Genomic DNA, 14,916 nt, shown 5'->3' with positions numbered 1-14,916 from the left:
TGTCGATTACGCAGGCCTAAGACTGCCATGCTCACGTCCCGCCGCCTGCATCGGCATCGGCATCGGCGGACGTGATGTCTCCAACGCCTCGACCGTGCGCTGGGCGCTCGGGCCCACGACCGCCGCCCACTCCTGCGGGGCGTCGGCCAGCCAGCGGGTGACGAGGGCGGCGAATCCGGTCACGTCACGGGCGAGTTCGACCAGGCCCCGGTCGAAGCGGGCGGCGCCCTCGGGGGTGCGGACCAGCAGCATCCCGGTGCGGTGCACGAGTGCGCGGGTACGGATCTCCGGGCGGCGCCCCGAGCCCTCGGCGGCGGCCCGGAGAAGGGCCTCCAGCACGTCCGGGTCCCGGCCGGTGACCTGCTCGAACTCCAGCAGGACCTCCAGCAGCTCGGCCCGCAGCGGCCGGGACGCGGCACTCCCGGCCCCGGCGAGGACCCGGGCGAGCGCGGCGCGCACCGGCGGCGGTGCGGGGCGGTCCCGCAACAGTCCGGTCACCAGGGGCAGGAGAAGTGCCCGGGCGGCGGGGCCGTGCTCCAGGCGGAGGTCGACGTACTCGGCGGCGTGCGTGCCGTCCTCGGGGTGGGCGTCGATGTACTCCCGTACGAGTCCGGCCACGTGCAGCGCGAGCGCGGGAGTGTCGAGCCCGGCGAGCGCCCGCAGCACCGCTCCCCCGCCGTCGCCGGGGCGGGCGAGGCGGGCGCGCAGGGCGGCGAGGACCGGCTCCGGGTGCGCCGGGAACACCTCGGCGAGCAGCTCGACCGGCAGCCGGGGGTCTCCGGCGGCGAACGCGCGCAGGGCCGCCGGGAGGTGGCGTTTCCCGGCCACCGGGTCGCGGACGAGGAGGGTGAGGGCGGCGGCGTGCAGCTCGGCGTCCTCGGGCCGGTCCAGCAGCACCAGGGCGGCGGAGCACAGCAGGGCCCGGTCGCCCTCGGCGGTGACCCGCTGCTGCAGGAGTCCGGCGTACCGGGCGGCGGCGGAGCGGCGGGCCGGGCGGTCCTCGTCACGGGCCCAGCGCCCGACGGCCCGGCAGAGCGCGGTGGGCTCGTCCTCCGCGAGGGCGGCGAGCAGTTCGCCGGCCCGCTGGTGCGGGGTGGCGATCAGCGCGTCGGTCAGGTCGTCGAGGGCGAGGTCGCGGCGGGCGTACAGCAGGGCCTGCGCGGCGGCGGCGACGGTCGGGCGCAGCGGGACGTCCGGCGCGTCGGGGCCCACCAGCAGCGGGCGCTCGTCGGTGAACCAGCGGCACAGCAGCGGCTGCACGGCGGGCGGGTCGAGGGCGAGCCGGCGGGCGACCGCGTCCAGATACCGTTCGTCGCCGTCGGTGTGGGGCAGCCCGTCGGCGGGCACGAGGCGGCGGAGCAGGTCGATCCGGTCCTCCTCGGGCAGCCGCAGCCGCCGCCAGAACCAGGGCCCGAACTCCCCGTACGCCCCGAGGTCGCCGGGTCCGTCGGGGGCGGCGGAGCGGCGGGTGATGCGCCCGGCGAGGACCCGCAGGACCCCGAGATACGGGCGGGCGTCGGGCACCCGCAGCAGGCTGCCGTTCAGCAGATGGGCGGCCCACCAGGCGGCGTCCTCGTCACGCGGGCCCTCGTCGGTCCACAGCCGGTCCAGCGCCTCGATCAGGTCGGCCATCCGGTGCGCGAGCGCCGCCGTGCCCTGGCGGCGGCCGAGGAGCACCATCGCCTGGATCACCGGTCCGATGCGGTGCCGGGGCACGGGCAGGCTGCGGGGTTCACCGGCGGTGCGGGGGTGCGGCACCCGGTCGGGCGGCCCCGCACTCCCCCGGTGCCAGCGGTGCACCAGGGAGCGCAGGGCGGCGTCCAGGTCGAGGTGGGCGCCCTGCACCCAGTCGCCGAGCTCCTCGTGGGCGAAGCGGTAGCCCGCCCCGGCGGGGACGAGGAGGCCCTCGGTGAGCACGGCGGAGGCCCAGCCGGTGCGCCAGGGGAAGATCTCCTCGAACGTCGCCCGGTCCAGCTCGCCCTGCCCGGGGCCCAGGCAGCGGCGGGCCGCCTCGTGGACCTGGCCCGCGACCCGGGCGGCGAGCCGGCGCACGGCGACGCCGCGTGGCTGTTCGTCGGCGGCGGCCGCGATCCGGACCGCGACGCGCACGCACAGCAGGTCGAGGTGGGCGCCGAAGACGTCCTCGGTGTCGGGGCGGCCCGGCACGCCCGGGGGCAGCGCCGCGCGGACCTCGGCGAGGAGCCGCAGGGTGAGCGGGTGCCGGTCGTGGCCGGGGGCCAGGGCGGTGGGCGGGATGCCGTACGCCTCCTTGGCCCGCTCGGCCTGCTCGGGGGTGAGGTCGCCCAGGCGCAGGGCGGGCGGCAGCCGGCGGGCCGGGCGGTGTGGGCGGTGCAGGGCGCCCGGCGGGTAGAGGGCGCCCGCGGTCTCCCAGTGCTCGGGGCGGCAGGCGACGACGAGCCGGACGCCGTGCTCGCGCAGCCAGACGGCGGTGCCGGCCGTCCAGTCGGCGAGCCGGTGGGCCAGCAGCGGCGGCATCTCCTCGGGGCCGTCGAGCACCACCAGCAGCGGGTGTCCGGCGTCGGCGGCGAGCCGGGCGACCCGCTCCGGGGTGGCCGTGCTCATGTCGCCTCGGGCTGCTCCCGCCGCGGTGACGATCCGGGCGGAGCGGGTGAGCGTACGGCTCGCGGCGTCCGCGACGGAGGTGTCGTCGGCCAGCAGGTCCGCGCCGCGCAGCCAGAGGGTGGGGGCGGGCGCGCCGCCGTCGGCGCGGCGGGCGGCGAGGGCGGCCAGCTCGGTGGTGCGGCCGGTGCCGGGTGCTCCGACGAGTCCGAGGACCAGGCCCGTACCGGTGGCGAAGGCGGTGAGCTCGGCGTGGACGTCCTCGCGCTCGACCGGGGCGGTGCGGGCCTTCGGGCCGTCCGCCGAGCCGACGGAGGTGGCCGTGAGCTGGAGGGCCCCGGCGAGGTTGAGGTCGGGGCCGTAGGCGGGGGCGGCGGTGGCGTTGCGCCGCAGCAGCGCGTCCAGCGTGTCGTCCATGCCTCGGACGATCGGCAGGGCGAGGCCGGCCGCCTCGTGCGGGGCGGTGAGGGCGGTGCAGAGGATGCCGACGACCGCGCCGGTGGCCGGGTCGGTGACGGGTCCGCCGATGGCCGCGCCCCCGGAGCGCAGGGCATCGCGCCCGTCGGTGCCCAGGGCCAGCTCCAGGGCGGCGGGGACCGGGTGACCGACGCCGTCGGGTGCGGTGCAGGTGGCGGGGGTGGTGCCGAGGACCCGGGCCTCGCGCCGGCCGTGGGCGGCGATGTCCACGTAGCCGCCGGGCTCCGCGCGGTCGCGTCCGGCGATGGGCAGGGGTTCCGCGTCGAGGGCGTCGGGGCCGCCGGTGCGCAGGAGGGCGAGGCCGAGGGCGGGCAGCGCGGTGATGTCGTCGGGGGCGACGGAGCAGGTGCGGCCGTCGCTGCCGTGGAGGAGGAGCGGGCCCGGGGAGGCGACGGCCTGGTGGGCGGTGACGACCGTGCCGCGGTCGTCCGCGACGAATCCCGTCCCTCGCGGCCGGCCGGCCTGATCACAGATTCTTACCAGCTTCGACCGGTCCCCACTGCCCATGGTCCGACGTTAGGCCGTCGGTGGTCTCCGGGAGCGCGCGGACGGTGAAAGCGCCCCCCACGCCCCCGGTGTTCACTCCGAGCGCCCGTCCGATGGGGTGAATGAGCGTGTCCCCCGGGGAGCAGTAATGGTGCTGGGGAGGGGAACGTGGAGCGGGCACCGGGTTGGGGGGGTGCCCGCTCCACGCAGGGCCTGCCACACACGACCTGCCGCGCGAAAGGTCCGGCGGGGCGCGGCGCGGGATGCGGCTCAGGCGAAGACGGCGAGGCTCTTGGCCTTGCCCTTCTCCTCCTCTACGAGCACGAGGAACGTACCGTCGGGCCCGAAGACCGCGACCGGCCCCTCCGGATGGGCGGGCATGTCCAGGCGTACGCCGTTGAGGAGCAGCTTGGCGCGCTTCTCGTCCACGTCCCAGCGGGGGAAGGCGGAGGCGGCCGCCTCGGCTACCGGCATCACGGTCAGCGCCTCCTGGTGCTGGTCGAGCGTCCGGGCCGCGTCCAGTCCGTAGGGGCCGACCCGGGTGCGGCGCAGCGCCGTCAGGTGGCCGCCGACGCCGAGCCCGGCACCGAGGTCGCGGGCGAGGGCCCGGATGTACGTCCCCGAGGAGCAGACGACGGAGACGACCAGGTCCACGACGGGGGTACCGTCCTCGGCGACCGCCTCGCGAACGTCGTAGACACGGAAGGAGGAGACGGTCACCGGGCGGGCCGGGATCTCGAACTCCTCGCCGCCGCGCACCCGCGCGTAGGACCGCTTGCCGCCGATCTTGATGGCGCTGACCTTGGACGGGACCTGCATGATCCGGCCGGTCAGCGCGGCCACCCCGGCGTCGATGCCCTCGCGGGTCACACCGGAGGCGTCGGTGGACGAGGTGATCTCGCCCTCGGCGTCGTCGGTGACGGTGTCCTGGCCGAGCCGGATCGTGCCGAGATACTCCTTCTCGGTCAGGGCGAGGTGGCCCAGCAGCTTGGTGGCCCGCTGGACGCCGAGCACGAGGACTCCGGTCGCCATCGGGTCCAGGGTGCCGGCGTGGCCGACGCGGCGGGTGCGGGCGATGCCGCGCATCTTGGCGACGACGTCGTGCGAAGTGAAGCCGGACGGCTTGTCGACGATGACAAGGCCGTCCGGCGTGGTGGTCTGCTCGGTCATGCGGAGGCCGGGCCCTCGTTCTTCTCGGAGGATCCGTCGGTCCCGGGCTCGTCGTCCTCGTCCTCGGGCTTGCGGTACGGGTCGGCGTCGCCGGCGTACTGGGCGCCCGTGGACACCTGGCGCACCTCCGCGTCCTTGGCCCGCGCCTTGTCGAGGAGGTCCTCGATGGTGCGGGCGTTGTCCGGGAGGGCGTCCGGGACGAAGGCCAGGCTCGGCGTGAACCGGACCCCGGTCTGCCGCCCGACCTCCGTGCGGAGGACGCCCTTGGCGCTCTCCAGCGCGGCGGCGGAGGCCGCGCGCTCCTCGTCGTCGCCGTAGACCGTGTAGAAGACCGTGGCCTCCCGCAGGTCGCCGGTGACCCGGGCGTCCGTGATCGTCACGAATCCCAGCCGCGGATCCTTGATTCGCCGGTCCAGGGTCTCCGCGACCACGACCTGGATGCGATCGGCCAGCTTGCGGGCCCGCGCGTTGTCGGTCACCGGTCCGTCACTCTTCCTTCTGATTTCGCTTGACTGTCAGTCTTCGTCACTGTGCAGCCGCCGTCTCACCGACAGCAGCTCCACCTCGGGACGCCCCGCGACCAGCCGCTCGCAGCGGTCCAGCACGTCCGTGAGGTGTCCGGTGTCACCGGAGACCACGGCAAGGCCGATCTCGGCCCTGCGGTGGAGATTCTGTCCGCCGGTCTCGGCCGCGCTCACCGCGTACTTGCGCTGCAGCTCGGCGACGATCGGGCGGACGACGGAACGCTTCTCCTTCAACGACCGTACGTCGCCGAGGAGCAGATCGAAGGACAGGGTCCCCACATACATGTGTGTCCGGATGTCCCGCCGGTTCGGGTTCGTGCCCCGCCAGAACTTGCCGGGGACACCAGAACCGTACCGGAACGGCCGGAGCCGATCGACGGAAATACGACCCGTCGACCGGCCCCGACCGTAGTGGGGGGCCGGGAGCGAACTCCCGGACCCCTTCCTTGATCAGCCTCGCGGCTTCTCGCGCATCTCGTACGTCGCGATGACGTCGTCGATCTTGATGTCGTTGAAGTTTCCGAGGTTGATACCGCCCTCGTAGCCTTCGCGGATCTCGGTGACGTCGTCCTTGAAGCGGCGCAGGCCGGAGATGTTGAGGTTCTCCGCGATGACCTTGCCATCACGCAGCAGGCGCGCCTTGGTGTTGCGCTTGACCTCGCCGGAGCGGACCAGCACACCGGCGATGTTGCCCAGCTTGGACGAGCGGAAGATCTCGCGGATCTCCGCCGTGCCGAGCTCGACCTCTTCGTACTCCGGCTTGAGCATGCCCTTGAGGGCCGCTTCGATCTCTTCGATCGCCTGGTAGATGACCGAGTAGTACCGGACGTCCACACCCTCGCGCTCGGCCATCTGCTCGGCACGCCCTGCGGCGCGCACGTTGAAGCCGATCACGATGGCGTCGGAGCCGGTCGCCAGGTTGATGTCCGACTCGGTCACCGCACCCACACCGCGGTGCAGGATCCGGATGTCGACCTCTTCACCGACGTCGAGCTGGAGCAGCGAGGACTCGAGAGCCTCCACCGAACCGGACGCGTCGCCCTTGATGATGAGGTTGAGCTCCTGGACCAGACCGGCCTTGAGCGCCTCGTCCAGGTTCTCCAGGGAGAACCGGACGCCCTTGCGGGCGAAGTTGGCGTTGCGCTCACGGGCCGCACGCTTCTCGGCGATCTGACGGGCCGTACGGTCCTCGTCGACGACCAGGAGGTTGTCGCCGGCACCCGGGACGTTGGTGAGACCCAGGACCAGGACCGGGGTCGACGGACCCGCTTCCTGGACGTTCTGACCGTTGTCGTCGAGCATCGCCCGGACACGGCCGTACGCGTCGCCGACGACCACCGTGTCACCGATGCGCAGCGTTCCGCGCTGGACGAGGACGGTCGAGACGGCACCGCGGCCGCGGTCGAGGTGGGACTCGATCGCAATACCCTGCGCGTCCTGCTCCGGGTTGGCCCGCAGGTCGAGCGAGGCGTCGGCGGTGAGGACGACGGCCTCCAGAAGAGCCTCGATGTTGAGGCCCTGCTTGGCGGAGATGTCGACGAACATCGTGTCGCCGCCGTACTCCTCGGCCACCAGACCGAACTCGGTGAGCTGGCCGCGCACCTTGGTCGGGTCGGCGCCCTCGACGTCGATCTTGTTGACCGCGACCACGATCGGCACATCGGCCGCCTTGGCGTGGTTCAGCGCCTCGATCGTCTGGGGCATCACACCGTCGTTGGCCGCCACCACGAGGATCGCGATGTCGGTCGACTTCGCACCACGTGCACGCATGGCGGTGAACGCCTCGTGACCCGGGGTGTCGATGAAGGTGATACGGCGGTCCTCGCCGTTGACCTCGGCGCCGACCTGGTAGGCACCGATGTGCTGCGTGATGCCGCCGGCCTCGCCCGCGATGACGTTCGTCTTGCGGATCGCGTCCAGCAGTCGGGTCTTACCGTGGTCGACGTGACCCATGACGGTCACGACCGGCGGACGGGAGACCAGGGCCTCTTCGCCGCCCTCGTCCTCGCCGAACTCGATGTCGAAGGACTCGAGCAGCTCGCGGTCCTCCTCCTCGGGGCTGACGATCTCGAGGACGAAGTTCATCTCGTCCGCGAGCAACCGCAGCGTCTCGTCGGGGACGGACTGCGTCGCAGTGACCATCTCGCCGAGGTTCATCATCACGCCGACGAGCGACGCCGGGTTCGCGTTGATCTTCTCCGCGAAGTCCGTGAGGGAAGCACCGCGGGACAGCCGCACTGCCTGCCCGTTGCCGCGGGGCAGCATGACGCCGCCCACCGACGGGGCCTGCATGGACTCGTACTCCTGGCGCCTCTGCCGCTTCGACTTACGGCCACGACGCGCCGGACCGCCGGGACGGCCGAACGCACCCTGTGTGCCACCTCGGCCACCGGGGCCGCCGGGACGGCCACCGAAGCCGGGACGACCGCCGAAGCCGCCGCCGCCACCGGGACGACCGGCACCGCCGCCGCCACCGGGACCGGCCGGACGGCCGGCGAAGCCGCCACCGCCGCCGCCACCGGGACGACCGGCGAAGCCGCCGCCACCGGGACGACCGCCGCCGCCACCGGCACCGCCGGGACGACCGCCACCGCCACCGCCGGGACCGCGGCCACCGCCGGGGCCACCGCCGGGACGCGGGCCCGCGGCGGGACGCTGCGGCATCATGCCCGGGTTCGGACGGTTACCGGCGGGACCGCCGCCGGGACGCGGAGCCTGCGGGCGGGGCATGCCGCCCGGAGTGGGACGGGCACCGCCCTGACCCTGACCACCCTGCGGACGCGGGGCGCCGCCGGGGCCACTGCCCTGGGGACGCGGGGCGCCGGGGCGCTCCGAGCCGCCACCGGGGCGCGGGGCACCGCCGGGACGGGGCGCCGAGGGGCGCGCCATGCCGGTGGAACCGCCGGAGGTGAAGGGGTTGTTGCCCGGACGGGGACCGGCCGGACGGGCGCCGCCGGGGCGCGGGGCGCCCTGACCCGCGGGACGTGCGGGGCGGTCGCCGCCACGCTCGCCACCACGGCCGCCGTCACGCTGGCCACCGTCACGGCCGCCCTCGCGCTGTCCGCCGGCCGGAGCCGGACGGGCGGGGGCGGGACGGGGGCCCGGGGTGGCACCCGCGGGACGCGGGGCCTGGGGCTGCTGGGGGGCAGCCGGCTGGGCCGGAGCCGGAGCCGAGAACTCGGCGGCCGGGACCGGGGTCACCGGGGCCGCCTTCGGCGCGGGCTTCGGGCCCGGACGGGGGCCCGCCGACGGCGCGGAGGGCGCCGCCGGGGTGCTGCTCGGGGCCTCGGCCGGCTTGGGAGCCGGTGCGCCGGGCTTCGGGGCAGCGGGACGTGCCGCAGCGGCCGGGGAGGGCGCTGCGGGCTTCACGGGCGCCGCCTTGCGGGGCGCACCAGGCTTGGCAGCGGACTTGCCAGCGTTGCCGCCGGGCCCCTGCAGTGCGTCGGTCAACTTACGTACAACCGGCGCCTCGATCGTCGAGGACGCCGAACGGACGAATTCACCGAGTTCTTGGAGCTTGGCCATGACGACCTTGCTCTCGACGCCGAACTCCTTGGCGAGTTCGTATACCCGGACCTTAGCCACTTCGCTCCTTTTAGGTCCGGGTTACCGCCGGACCGTCGCTACTTCATGGGCGTACTCATCGCGTACTCATCGAGTGCTCATCGCAATCTCGACCTACTTCCAACTCGCGAGGTACCTGACCGCACGGGGACCCGTGCCGTTCACTTTTCTTACGGTGTCACCCGCTCGACGAACCGCGTCAGTGCCGCGGTGTCGAACGGCCCCTTGGCCTTGAAGGCCCGGGGGAACGCCCGGCGGCGAACCGCCAGGTCGAGACAGACAGAGACAGGGTGCACGTAAGCACCCCGGCCGGGCAGCGTACCGCGTGGATCAGGGGCGCAGGCACCCTCGTCCACGACGATGCGCAGCAGCTCGCTCTTGGCCACTCGCTCCCGGCATCCCACACAGGTTCGCTCGGGGCAAGCGCGGGCTTGCATCCGGCCAGACACGGTTAAGTCTACCTCCCCGTACCGACCTCACCCCTCCGGGGCAAAAATCGAACGGATGTTGTCGTGATCTCAGCGGCGTACCGCCCAGATCTATTCCCTGGACCCGCTCCGGGTCAACGCCTTTCCGAGCGCTCGCGGGCCCGCTCGGCCCGCTCGCGGTCGGCACTCTCGCGCTCTTCGTCCGTCTCGGTGTCGGGGCGGATGTCGATGCGCCAGCCGGTGAGACGGGCGGCGAGGCGGGCGTTCTGGCCCTCCTTGCCGATCGCCAACGACAGCTGGTAGTCCGGCACGGTGACGCGGGCGGAGCGGGCGCCGAGGTCGACGACCTCGACCTCGCTCACCCGGGCGGGCGAGAGGGCGTTGGCGACCATCTCGGCCGGGTCGTCGGACCAGTCCACGATGTCGATCTTCTCACCGTGGAGCTCCGCCATGACGTTGCGCACACGGCTGCCCATCGGGCCGATGCAGGCGCCCTTGGGGTTCAGGCCGGCGCGGGTGGAGCGCACGGCGATCTTGGTGCGGTGACCGGCCTCGCGGGCGATGGCCTCGATGACCACCGAGCCGTCGGCGATCTCCGGAACCTCCAGCGCGAAGAGCTTCTTCACCAGGTTGGGGTGGGTGCGCGAGAGCGTCACCGAAGGACCGCGGACGCCCTTGGCGACCCGTACCACATACGTACGAAGGCGCAGGCCGTGCACGTACTCCTCGCCCGGGACCTGCTCCTGGACCGGCAGCATGGCTTCCATCTTGCCGATGTCGACCAGGACGTTCTTGGGGTCCTTGCCCTGCTGGACGACGCCCGTGACTACATCGCCCTCGTGGCCCGCGTACTCCCCGAAGGTGCGGTCGTCCTCGGCGTCGCGCAGCCGCTGCAGGATGACCTGCTTGGCGGTGGTCGCGGCGATCCGGCCGAACCCGGACGGGGTGTCGTCGAACTCCTTGGGCTCCTGGCCCTCCTCGAGGTCGGCCGGGTCCTCCTTGGCCCACACCGTGACGTGGCCGTTCTCGTCGAGCTTCACACGCGCCCGGCGGCGGCTGCCGTCGGTGCGGTGGTACGCGATGAGGAGGGCCGACTCGATCGCCCCGACGAGCACGTCGAAGGGGATCTCCTTGTCCTGCGCCAAGCCCTTCAGAAGCTTCACATCGATGTCCACGGCTACGCCTCCTCTTCCTTCTTGTCCTTGCGGTTGAATTCGATCTCCACGCGCGCCTTGGCGATCTCGGCGAAGACCAGGCGGCGGGCGGTGGGCTTGCGGCCCTTGACGCCGGGCACTTCGAGGTCCAGCCCGTCCTCGTCGACGGCGAGGATGCGGGCGACCAGTTCACCGGATCCGTCGCCGGCCAGGTGGAACCTGGCCAGCCGGCCGATGGCGCGTACGTAGTGGCGGTGCTCGGTCAGCGGGCGGTCCGCGCCGGGGGAGCTGACTTCGAGGACGTACTCGCCCTCGCCCATCGCGTCGGTCTCGTCCAGCTTCTCGGAGATCGCGCGGCTCAGCTCCGCGCAGGCGTCCAGCTCCACGCCCTCCTCGGAGTCCACGATGACCCGCAGCACTCCACGGCGGCCGGCCCGGGACACCTCGATCTCCTCGAGGTCCAGCTGCTGCGCGCTGACGAGCGGTTCCAGCAACCCGCGCAGCCTCTCCTTCTGGGTGGTGCTCATCCGGGTGACTCCTCGGCCGCGTGTGCTGTTGTGGGGATCGTCGTGCGTCAGGTCAAAGGGTATCCGGTCGCCAGGGGTGTTGCCGTCCGCCTGCCGCTCGGCCGCGGGTACGCTCGCCTGCGGTGATCACATCAGGACAGATCCTGTCAGGATCGGTCCAGGCCCGAAGGAGAAACGTGCGGCGCACGGGGACGACGCGCAGGGGGGCGCTCACCGCGACGGGAGCCCTCGCCCTGGGTGCGGTGCTGACCGGCTGCGGGGGCGGCGACGAGACGGCGGACGGCGGGAAGCGCGCGCACTCCGGCGCGCGGGCCGCCGCCGCGAAGACCGAGAGGACCCTGCGCGAGAAGGCGGTGCGCGACGGCGCCCTCCTGCTCGCCCGGTACGACCTGGTGGCCGAGGCGCATCCGGCGACCGCGGCGGGCCTGGCGCCCCTGCGGGCGGCCGCGGTGGAGCACGGGAAGGCACTGGCACCGCCGCGCGCGAAGGACGGCCGGAAGACCGGCCCCGCTCCCGCCGCCCCCGGCCCGGTGTCCGCCGACCCGAAGACCGCGGTGAAGGAGCTGGCGACGGCCGAGCGCCGCCGGGCCGACGCGTACGCCGAGGCGCTGCTGAACGCCGAGCCGGAGCTGGCCCGGCTGCTGGCCTCGGTGGCGGCGGCCGCGGCCGCGCACGCCTATCTGCTGACCGAACTGGCCGAGGAGAGAGCCGCATGAGCACCCGTTCCGTCCGGCCCTCCGAGGGCGATGCCGACTCCCCCGAGCTGACCGCCGTCCAGGCTGCCCTGGCCGCCGAGCACGCCGCCGTGTACGGGTACGGGGTACTGGGCGGCCGCCTTGACGGGAAGCGGGGCGCCGAGGCCCGCGCCGCGTACGACGGGCACCGGGCCCGCCGGGACGCGCTGGCGCGCACCGCCCGGGACCTGGGCGGGCGGCCGGTGGCCTCGGACGCCGCGTACGCTCTGCCGTTCGCCGTCGCCGGCTCCCTGTCGGCGGTGCGGCTGGCCGCGGTGCTGGAGGACCGGATCGCGGGCGCGTACGCCGATCTCGTACGGGCCACCGAGGGTCCGCGCCGCGAGGAGGCCGCGGGCGCGCTGCGGGAGGCCGCGGTGCGGTCGGCCCGCTGGCGGGGCGGCAACGTAGCCTTTCCGGGGCTCGCCGAGCGGGCCGCCGGTGCGGATCCGGCCGCGACGGGCCCGGTGGAGGCCGCCGGCGCGGACGGCGCGCGCTGATTCGAAGGACCGGAAAGGGAACACACGACGTATGGGTTTCGAACCGCCGCCGCGCCTGGTGCGCGCGCTCGGTGAGATGTACGGGGATGGAGCGGCGGCCGACTGGCTGGACGCTCTCCCCGCGCTGACCGAACGGGCGCTCACCGCCGGGGACGACCTCACCGTGGAGCGGGTGGCCGCCCCCGGCGGGCGCAGCTCCCTGGTGGTTCTGGTGCGGCGGGCCGACGGGACCCCGGCCGCGCTGAAGATCGCCCCGCCGGTCGCCGCGCCCGAGCTGGAGCGGGCGGCGCTGGCGCACTGGAACGGCTGGGGCGCGGTGAAGCCGCTGGACGCCCCGGGGCTGGACGCGTCCGGTGCGCTGCTGCTGGAGCGACTGCACCACGAGGTGTCGTTGCGCTCGCTGCCGGAGGCGAAGGCCCTGCTGGAGGCGGCGGGCACACTGCGGCGGCTGTGGGTGGAGCCGCCTGCCGGGCACGCCTTCGAGGGGGTGGCCGGGCGGACCGAACGGCAGAGCGCCGGGATGCGGGCGGCCGCCGAGGCCGACCCGGAGCTGGCCCCGCTGGTGGACGCGGCGCTCGCCGCGCGGGCGGAGCTGGTCGAGGGATCATCCGAACTCCTGCTGCTGCACGGCAACTTCCGGCAGAGCAAGGTGCTGTCCGGGGAGCGGGCGCCGTGGCTGACGGTGGGTCCGGAGCCGCTGGTGGGCGAGCGCGCCTACGACCTGGCGCGGCTGGTGCGGGACCGGGTGGAGGATCTGATCGCCTCCCCCGGCGGCCCGGTGACGGCCCGGCGGCGGGTCAAGAAGCTGGCGGAGTCGCTGGAGGTGGAGCAGGCGCGGCTGCACGGCTGGACGCTGTTCCGGGCGGTCGAGTCGGGCACCCGCGCGCTGGCCGAGGGGCGGCGGCAGATGGGCGAGGTCAACCTGGAGTTCGCGGGCTGGCTGTAGCCGCGCACACCTTCGCGCGTACGTGACGAGGAGGGGCCCACGCGCAGGTGCGCGTGGGCCCTCCTCGTATGCGGTGTACCGATCAGGCCAGGTCGGCCGTCAGGCGGGCGATCGCCTCGTCGACGGTCAGTTCCTCGCGCTCGCCGGTGCGGCGGTCCTTCAGCTCCAGGACGCCGTCGGCGGAGCGGCGGCCCGCGACGAGGATCTTGGGCACGCCGATCAGCTCGGAGTCGGTGAACTTCACGCCGGGCGAGACGCCGGGGCGGTCGTCGACCAGGACCCGCAGGCCCGCCGCGTTGAGCTTCTCCGAGACGTCGAGGGCCAGCTCCGTCTGGAGGGCCTTGCCCGCGGCGACGACGTGGACGTCGGCCGGGGCGATCTCGCGGGGCCAGCACAGGCCCTTGTCGTCGGCGGTCTGCTCGGTGAGGGCGGCCACGGCGCGGGAGACGCCGATGCCGTACGAGCCCATCGTGACCCGGACCGGCTTGCCCTGCTGGCCGAGCACGTCGAGCTGGAAGGTGTCGGCGTACTTGCGGCCGAGCTGGAAGATGTGGCCGATCTCGATGGCGCGGTCCAGCGTGAGGCCGGTGCCGCAGGCGGGGCAGGGGTCGCCCTCCTCGACGACGACGACGTCGACGTAACTGTCGACCTCGAAGTCGCGGCCCGCGACGACGTTCTTCGCGTGCTTGCCCTCCTTGTTGGCGCCGGTGGTCCAGGAGGTGCCGGGGGCGATGCGGGGGTCGGCGAGGTAGCGGACCTTCTCCAGGCCCTGGGGGCCGACGTAGCCGCGTACGAGGTCGTCACGGCCGACGAAGTCCTCGGCGGTGACCAGCTCGACGACGGCGGGCGCGAGGTGCTCGCCGAGCTTGCCGAGGTCGACCTCGCGGTGGCCGGGGACGCCGACGGCCACGATCTCGCCGTCCACCTTGACCAGCAGGTTCTTCAGGGTGGCCGAGGCGGGGACGCCCAGGTGCGCGGCGAGCGTCTCGATGGTCGGGGTGTCGGGGGTGTCCAGCTCCTCGACCGCGCCGTGCGCCGAGCCGTCGACCGGGGCGAGCGCGAAGGTCACGGCCTCGGTGTTGGCGGCGTAGTCGCAGTTGGGACAGTCCGCGAAGGTGTCCTCACCGGCGGCGGCGGGGGCGAGGAACTCCTCGGAGGCGGAGCCGCCCATCGCGCCGGAGACGGCGGAGACGATGCGGTGGTCGAGGCCGAGGCGCTCGAAGATCTTGATGTAGGCGGCCCGGTGGAGTGCGTAGGAGTGCGCGAGGCCCTCGTCGGTGGTGTCGAAGCTGTACGAGTCCTTCATCTGGAACTCGCGGCCGCGGAGCACACCGGAGCGGGGGCGGGCCTCGTCGCGGTACTTCGTCTGGATCTGGTAGAGCATCACCGGCAGGTCCTTGTAGGACGTGCACTGGTCCTTGACGGTCTGGGTGAAGATCTCCTCGTGGGTCGGGCCGAGGAGGTAGTCGCCGCCCTTGCGGTCCTTGAGGCGGAAGAGCAGGTCGCCGTACTCCTCCCAGCGGCCGGACGCCTCGTAGGGCTCCTTGGGCAGCAGGGCGGGCAGCAGGACCTCCTGGGCGCCGATGGCGTCCATCTCCTCGCGGACGACGCCGGAGATGTTGTCCAGGACCTTCTTGCCGAGCGGCAGCCAGGACCAGATGCCGGCCGCGTTGCGGCGCACGTACCCGGCGCGGACCAGCAGCTTGTGGCTGAGCGTCTCGGCGTCCGCCGGGTCGTCGCGCAGTGTCTTGATCATCAATCGGGACATGCGCTGGACCTGGGCCATGATGAACTCCTGCTCGCAAGGGTGGTGAGCCCGAGGTTAGCCG

Annotated in this window: 12 protein-coding genes; 3 read left to right on the top strand and 9 right to left on the bottom strand. The window is 73.7% G+C overall.

Annotated elements, in window-relative coordinates; translation table 11 throughout:
* Window positions 1-6: 6 nt before the first annotated feature.
* From IG90_RS0127035 to rimP, 8 genes are all read right to left on the bottom strand, one after another.
* Complete coding sequence (locus tag IG90_RS0127035; RefSeq protein WP_030589846.1) at window positions 7-3,564, bottom strand: trypsin-like peptidase domain-containing protein; 3,558 nt, start codon at window positions 3,562-3,564, stop codon at window positions 7-9.
* A 249-nt stretch (window positions 3,565-3,813) separates the two neighbouring features.
* Window positions 3,814-4,713: a tRNA pseudouridine(55) synthase TruB gene (truB, locus tag IG90_RS0127030; protein ID WP_030589845.1), complete on the bottom strand. Its 900-nt coding sequence runs from the start codon at window positions 4,711-4,713 to the stop codon at window positions 3,814-3,816.
* Window positions 4,710-5,192: a 30S ribosome-binding factor RbfA gene (gene rbfA / locus IG90_RS0127025; RefSeq protein ID WP_030589842.1), complete on the bottom strand. Its 483-nt coding sequence runs from the start codon at window positions 5,190-5,192 to the stop codon at window positions 4,710-4,712. The genes truB and rbfA overlap by 4 nt, the downstream gene beginning before the upstream one ends.
* Before the next feature lie 36 nt (window positions 5,193-5,228).
* Entirely contained in the window at window positions 5,229-5,522 is a 294-nt protein-coding gene (locus IG90_RS0127020) for a DUF503 domain-containing protein (RefSeq protein WP_018960670.1), read from the bottom strand.
* Between the two features lie 165 nt (window positions 5,523-5,687).
* Window positions 5,688-8,822: a translation initiation factor IF-2 gene (infB, locus tag IG90_RS42480; RefSeq protein ID WP_078585415.1), complete on the bottom strand. Its 3,135-nt coding sequence runs from the start codon at window positions 8,820-8,822 to the stop codon at window positions 5,688-5,690.
* Between the two features lie 149 nt (window positions 8,823-8,971).
* Window positions 8,972-9,250, bottom strand: a complete 279-nt coding sequence (locus tag IG90_RS0127010; RefSeq protein ID WP_167345010.1) for a YlxR family protein — start codon at window positions 9,248-9,250, stop codon at window positions 8,972-8,974.
* Window positions 9,251-9,363: 113 nt separating this feature from the next.
* Window positions 9,364-10,404, bottom strand: coding sequence for a transcription termination factor NusA (nusA, locus tag IG90_RS0127005; RefSeq protein WP_030589834.1), 1,041 nt, complete (start codon window positions 10,402-10,404; stop codon window positions 9,364-9,366).
* A gap of 2 nt (window positions 10,405-10,406) precedes the next feature.
* Window positions 10,407-10,910, bottom strand: coding sequence for a ribosome maturation factor RimP (gene rimP / locus IG90_RS0127000; protein ID WP_030589831.1), 504 nt, complete (start codon window positions 10,908-10,910; stop codon window positions 10,407-10,409).
* A 176-nt stretch (window positions 10,911-11,086) separates the two neighbouring features.
* Here rimP and IG90_RS0126995 point away from each other — a divergent pair, with 176 nt between their 5' ends.
* Genes IG90_RS0126995 through IG90_RS0126985 form a run of 3 tightly spaced genes read left to right on the top strand, consistent with a single transcriptional unit; the run spans window position 11,087 to window position 13,087 of the window.
* Window positions 11,087-11,626, top strand: coding sequence for a hypothetical protein (locus IG90_RS0126995; protein ID WP_030589828.1), 540 nt, complete (start codon window positions 11,087-11,089; stop codon window positions 11,624-11,626).
* Window positions 11,623-12,141: a ferritin-like domain-containing protein gene (locus tag IG90_RS0126990; RefSeq protein WP_030589824.1), complete on the top strand. Its 519-nt coding sequence runs from the start codon at window positions 11,623-11,625 to the stop codon at window positions 12,139-12,141. The genes IG90_RS0126995 and IG90_RS0126990 overlap by 4 nt, the downstream gene beginning before the upstream one ends.
* Before the next feature lie 31 nt (window positions 12,142-12,172).
* On the top strand, window positions 12,173-13,087 hold the full coding sequence (locus IG90_RS0126985) for an aminoglycoside phosphotransferase family protein (RefSeq protein WP_030589821.1): 915 nt from the start codon (window positions 12,173-12,175) through the stop codon (window positions 13,085-13,087).
* 82 nt (window positions 13,088-13,169) lie between these two features.
* Here the strand turns inward: IG90_RS0126985 and IG90_RS0126980 are convergent, their stop codons facing one another.
* A complete protein-coding gene (locus IG90_RS0126980) occupies window positions 13,170-14,873 on the bottom strand; it encodes a proline--tRNA ligase (RefSeq protein ID WP_030589818.1) in 1,704 nt (567 codons plus the stop codon).
* Between the last annotated feature and the right edge of the window lie 43 nt (window positions 14,874-14,916).

It is taken from the genome of Streptomyces anulatus, from assembly GCF_000721175.1.
Classification (GTDB): domain Bacteria; phylum Actinomycetota; class Actinomycetes; order Streptomycetales; family Streptomycetaceae; genus Streptomyces; species Streptomyces anulatus_C.
Note: the sequence above shows the minus strand (reverse complement) of the source record. Positions and strands in the feature narration are given on the sequence as shown.

Bases quoted from the DNA above. Each gene is read 5' to 3' on its own strand.
- IG90_RS0127035 (WP_030589846.1), bottom strand. From the start codon at position 3,564: ATGGGCAGTGGGGACCGGTCGAAGCTGGTAAGAATCTGTGATCAGGCC.
- truB (WP_030589845.1), bottom strand. From the start codon at position 4,713: ATGACCGAGCAGACCACCACGCCGGACGGCCTTGTCATCGTCGACAAG.
- IG90_RS0127020 (WP_018960670.1), bottom strand. From the start codon at position 5,522: ATGTATGTGGGGACCCTGTCCTTCGATCTGCTCCTCGGCGACGTACGG.
- rimP (WP_030589831.1), bottom strand. From the start codon at position 10,910: ATGAGCACCACCCAGAAGGAGAGGCTGCGCGGGTTGCTGGAACCGCTC.
- IG90_RS0126990 (WP_030589824.1), top strand. From the start codon at position 11,623: ATGAGCACCCGTTCCGTCCGGCCCTCCGAGGGCGATGCCGACTCCCCC.
- IG90_RS0126985 (WP_030589821.1), top strand. From the start codon at position 12,173: ATGGGTTTCGAACCGCCGCCGCGCCTGGTGCGCGCGCTCGGTGAGATG.
- IG90_RS0126980 (WP_030589818.1), bottom strand. From the start codon at position 14,873: ATGGCCCAGGTCCAGCGCATGTCCCGATTGATGATCAAGACACTGCGC.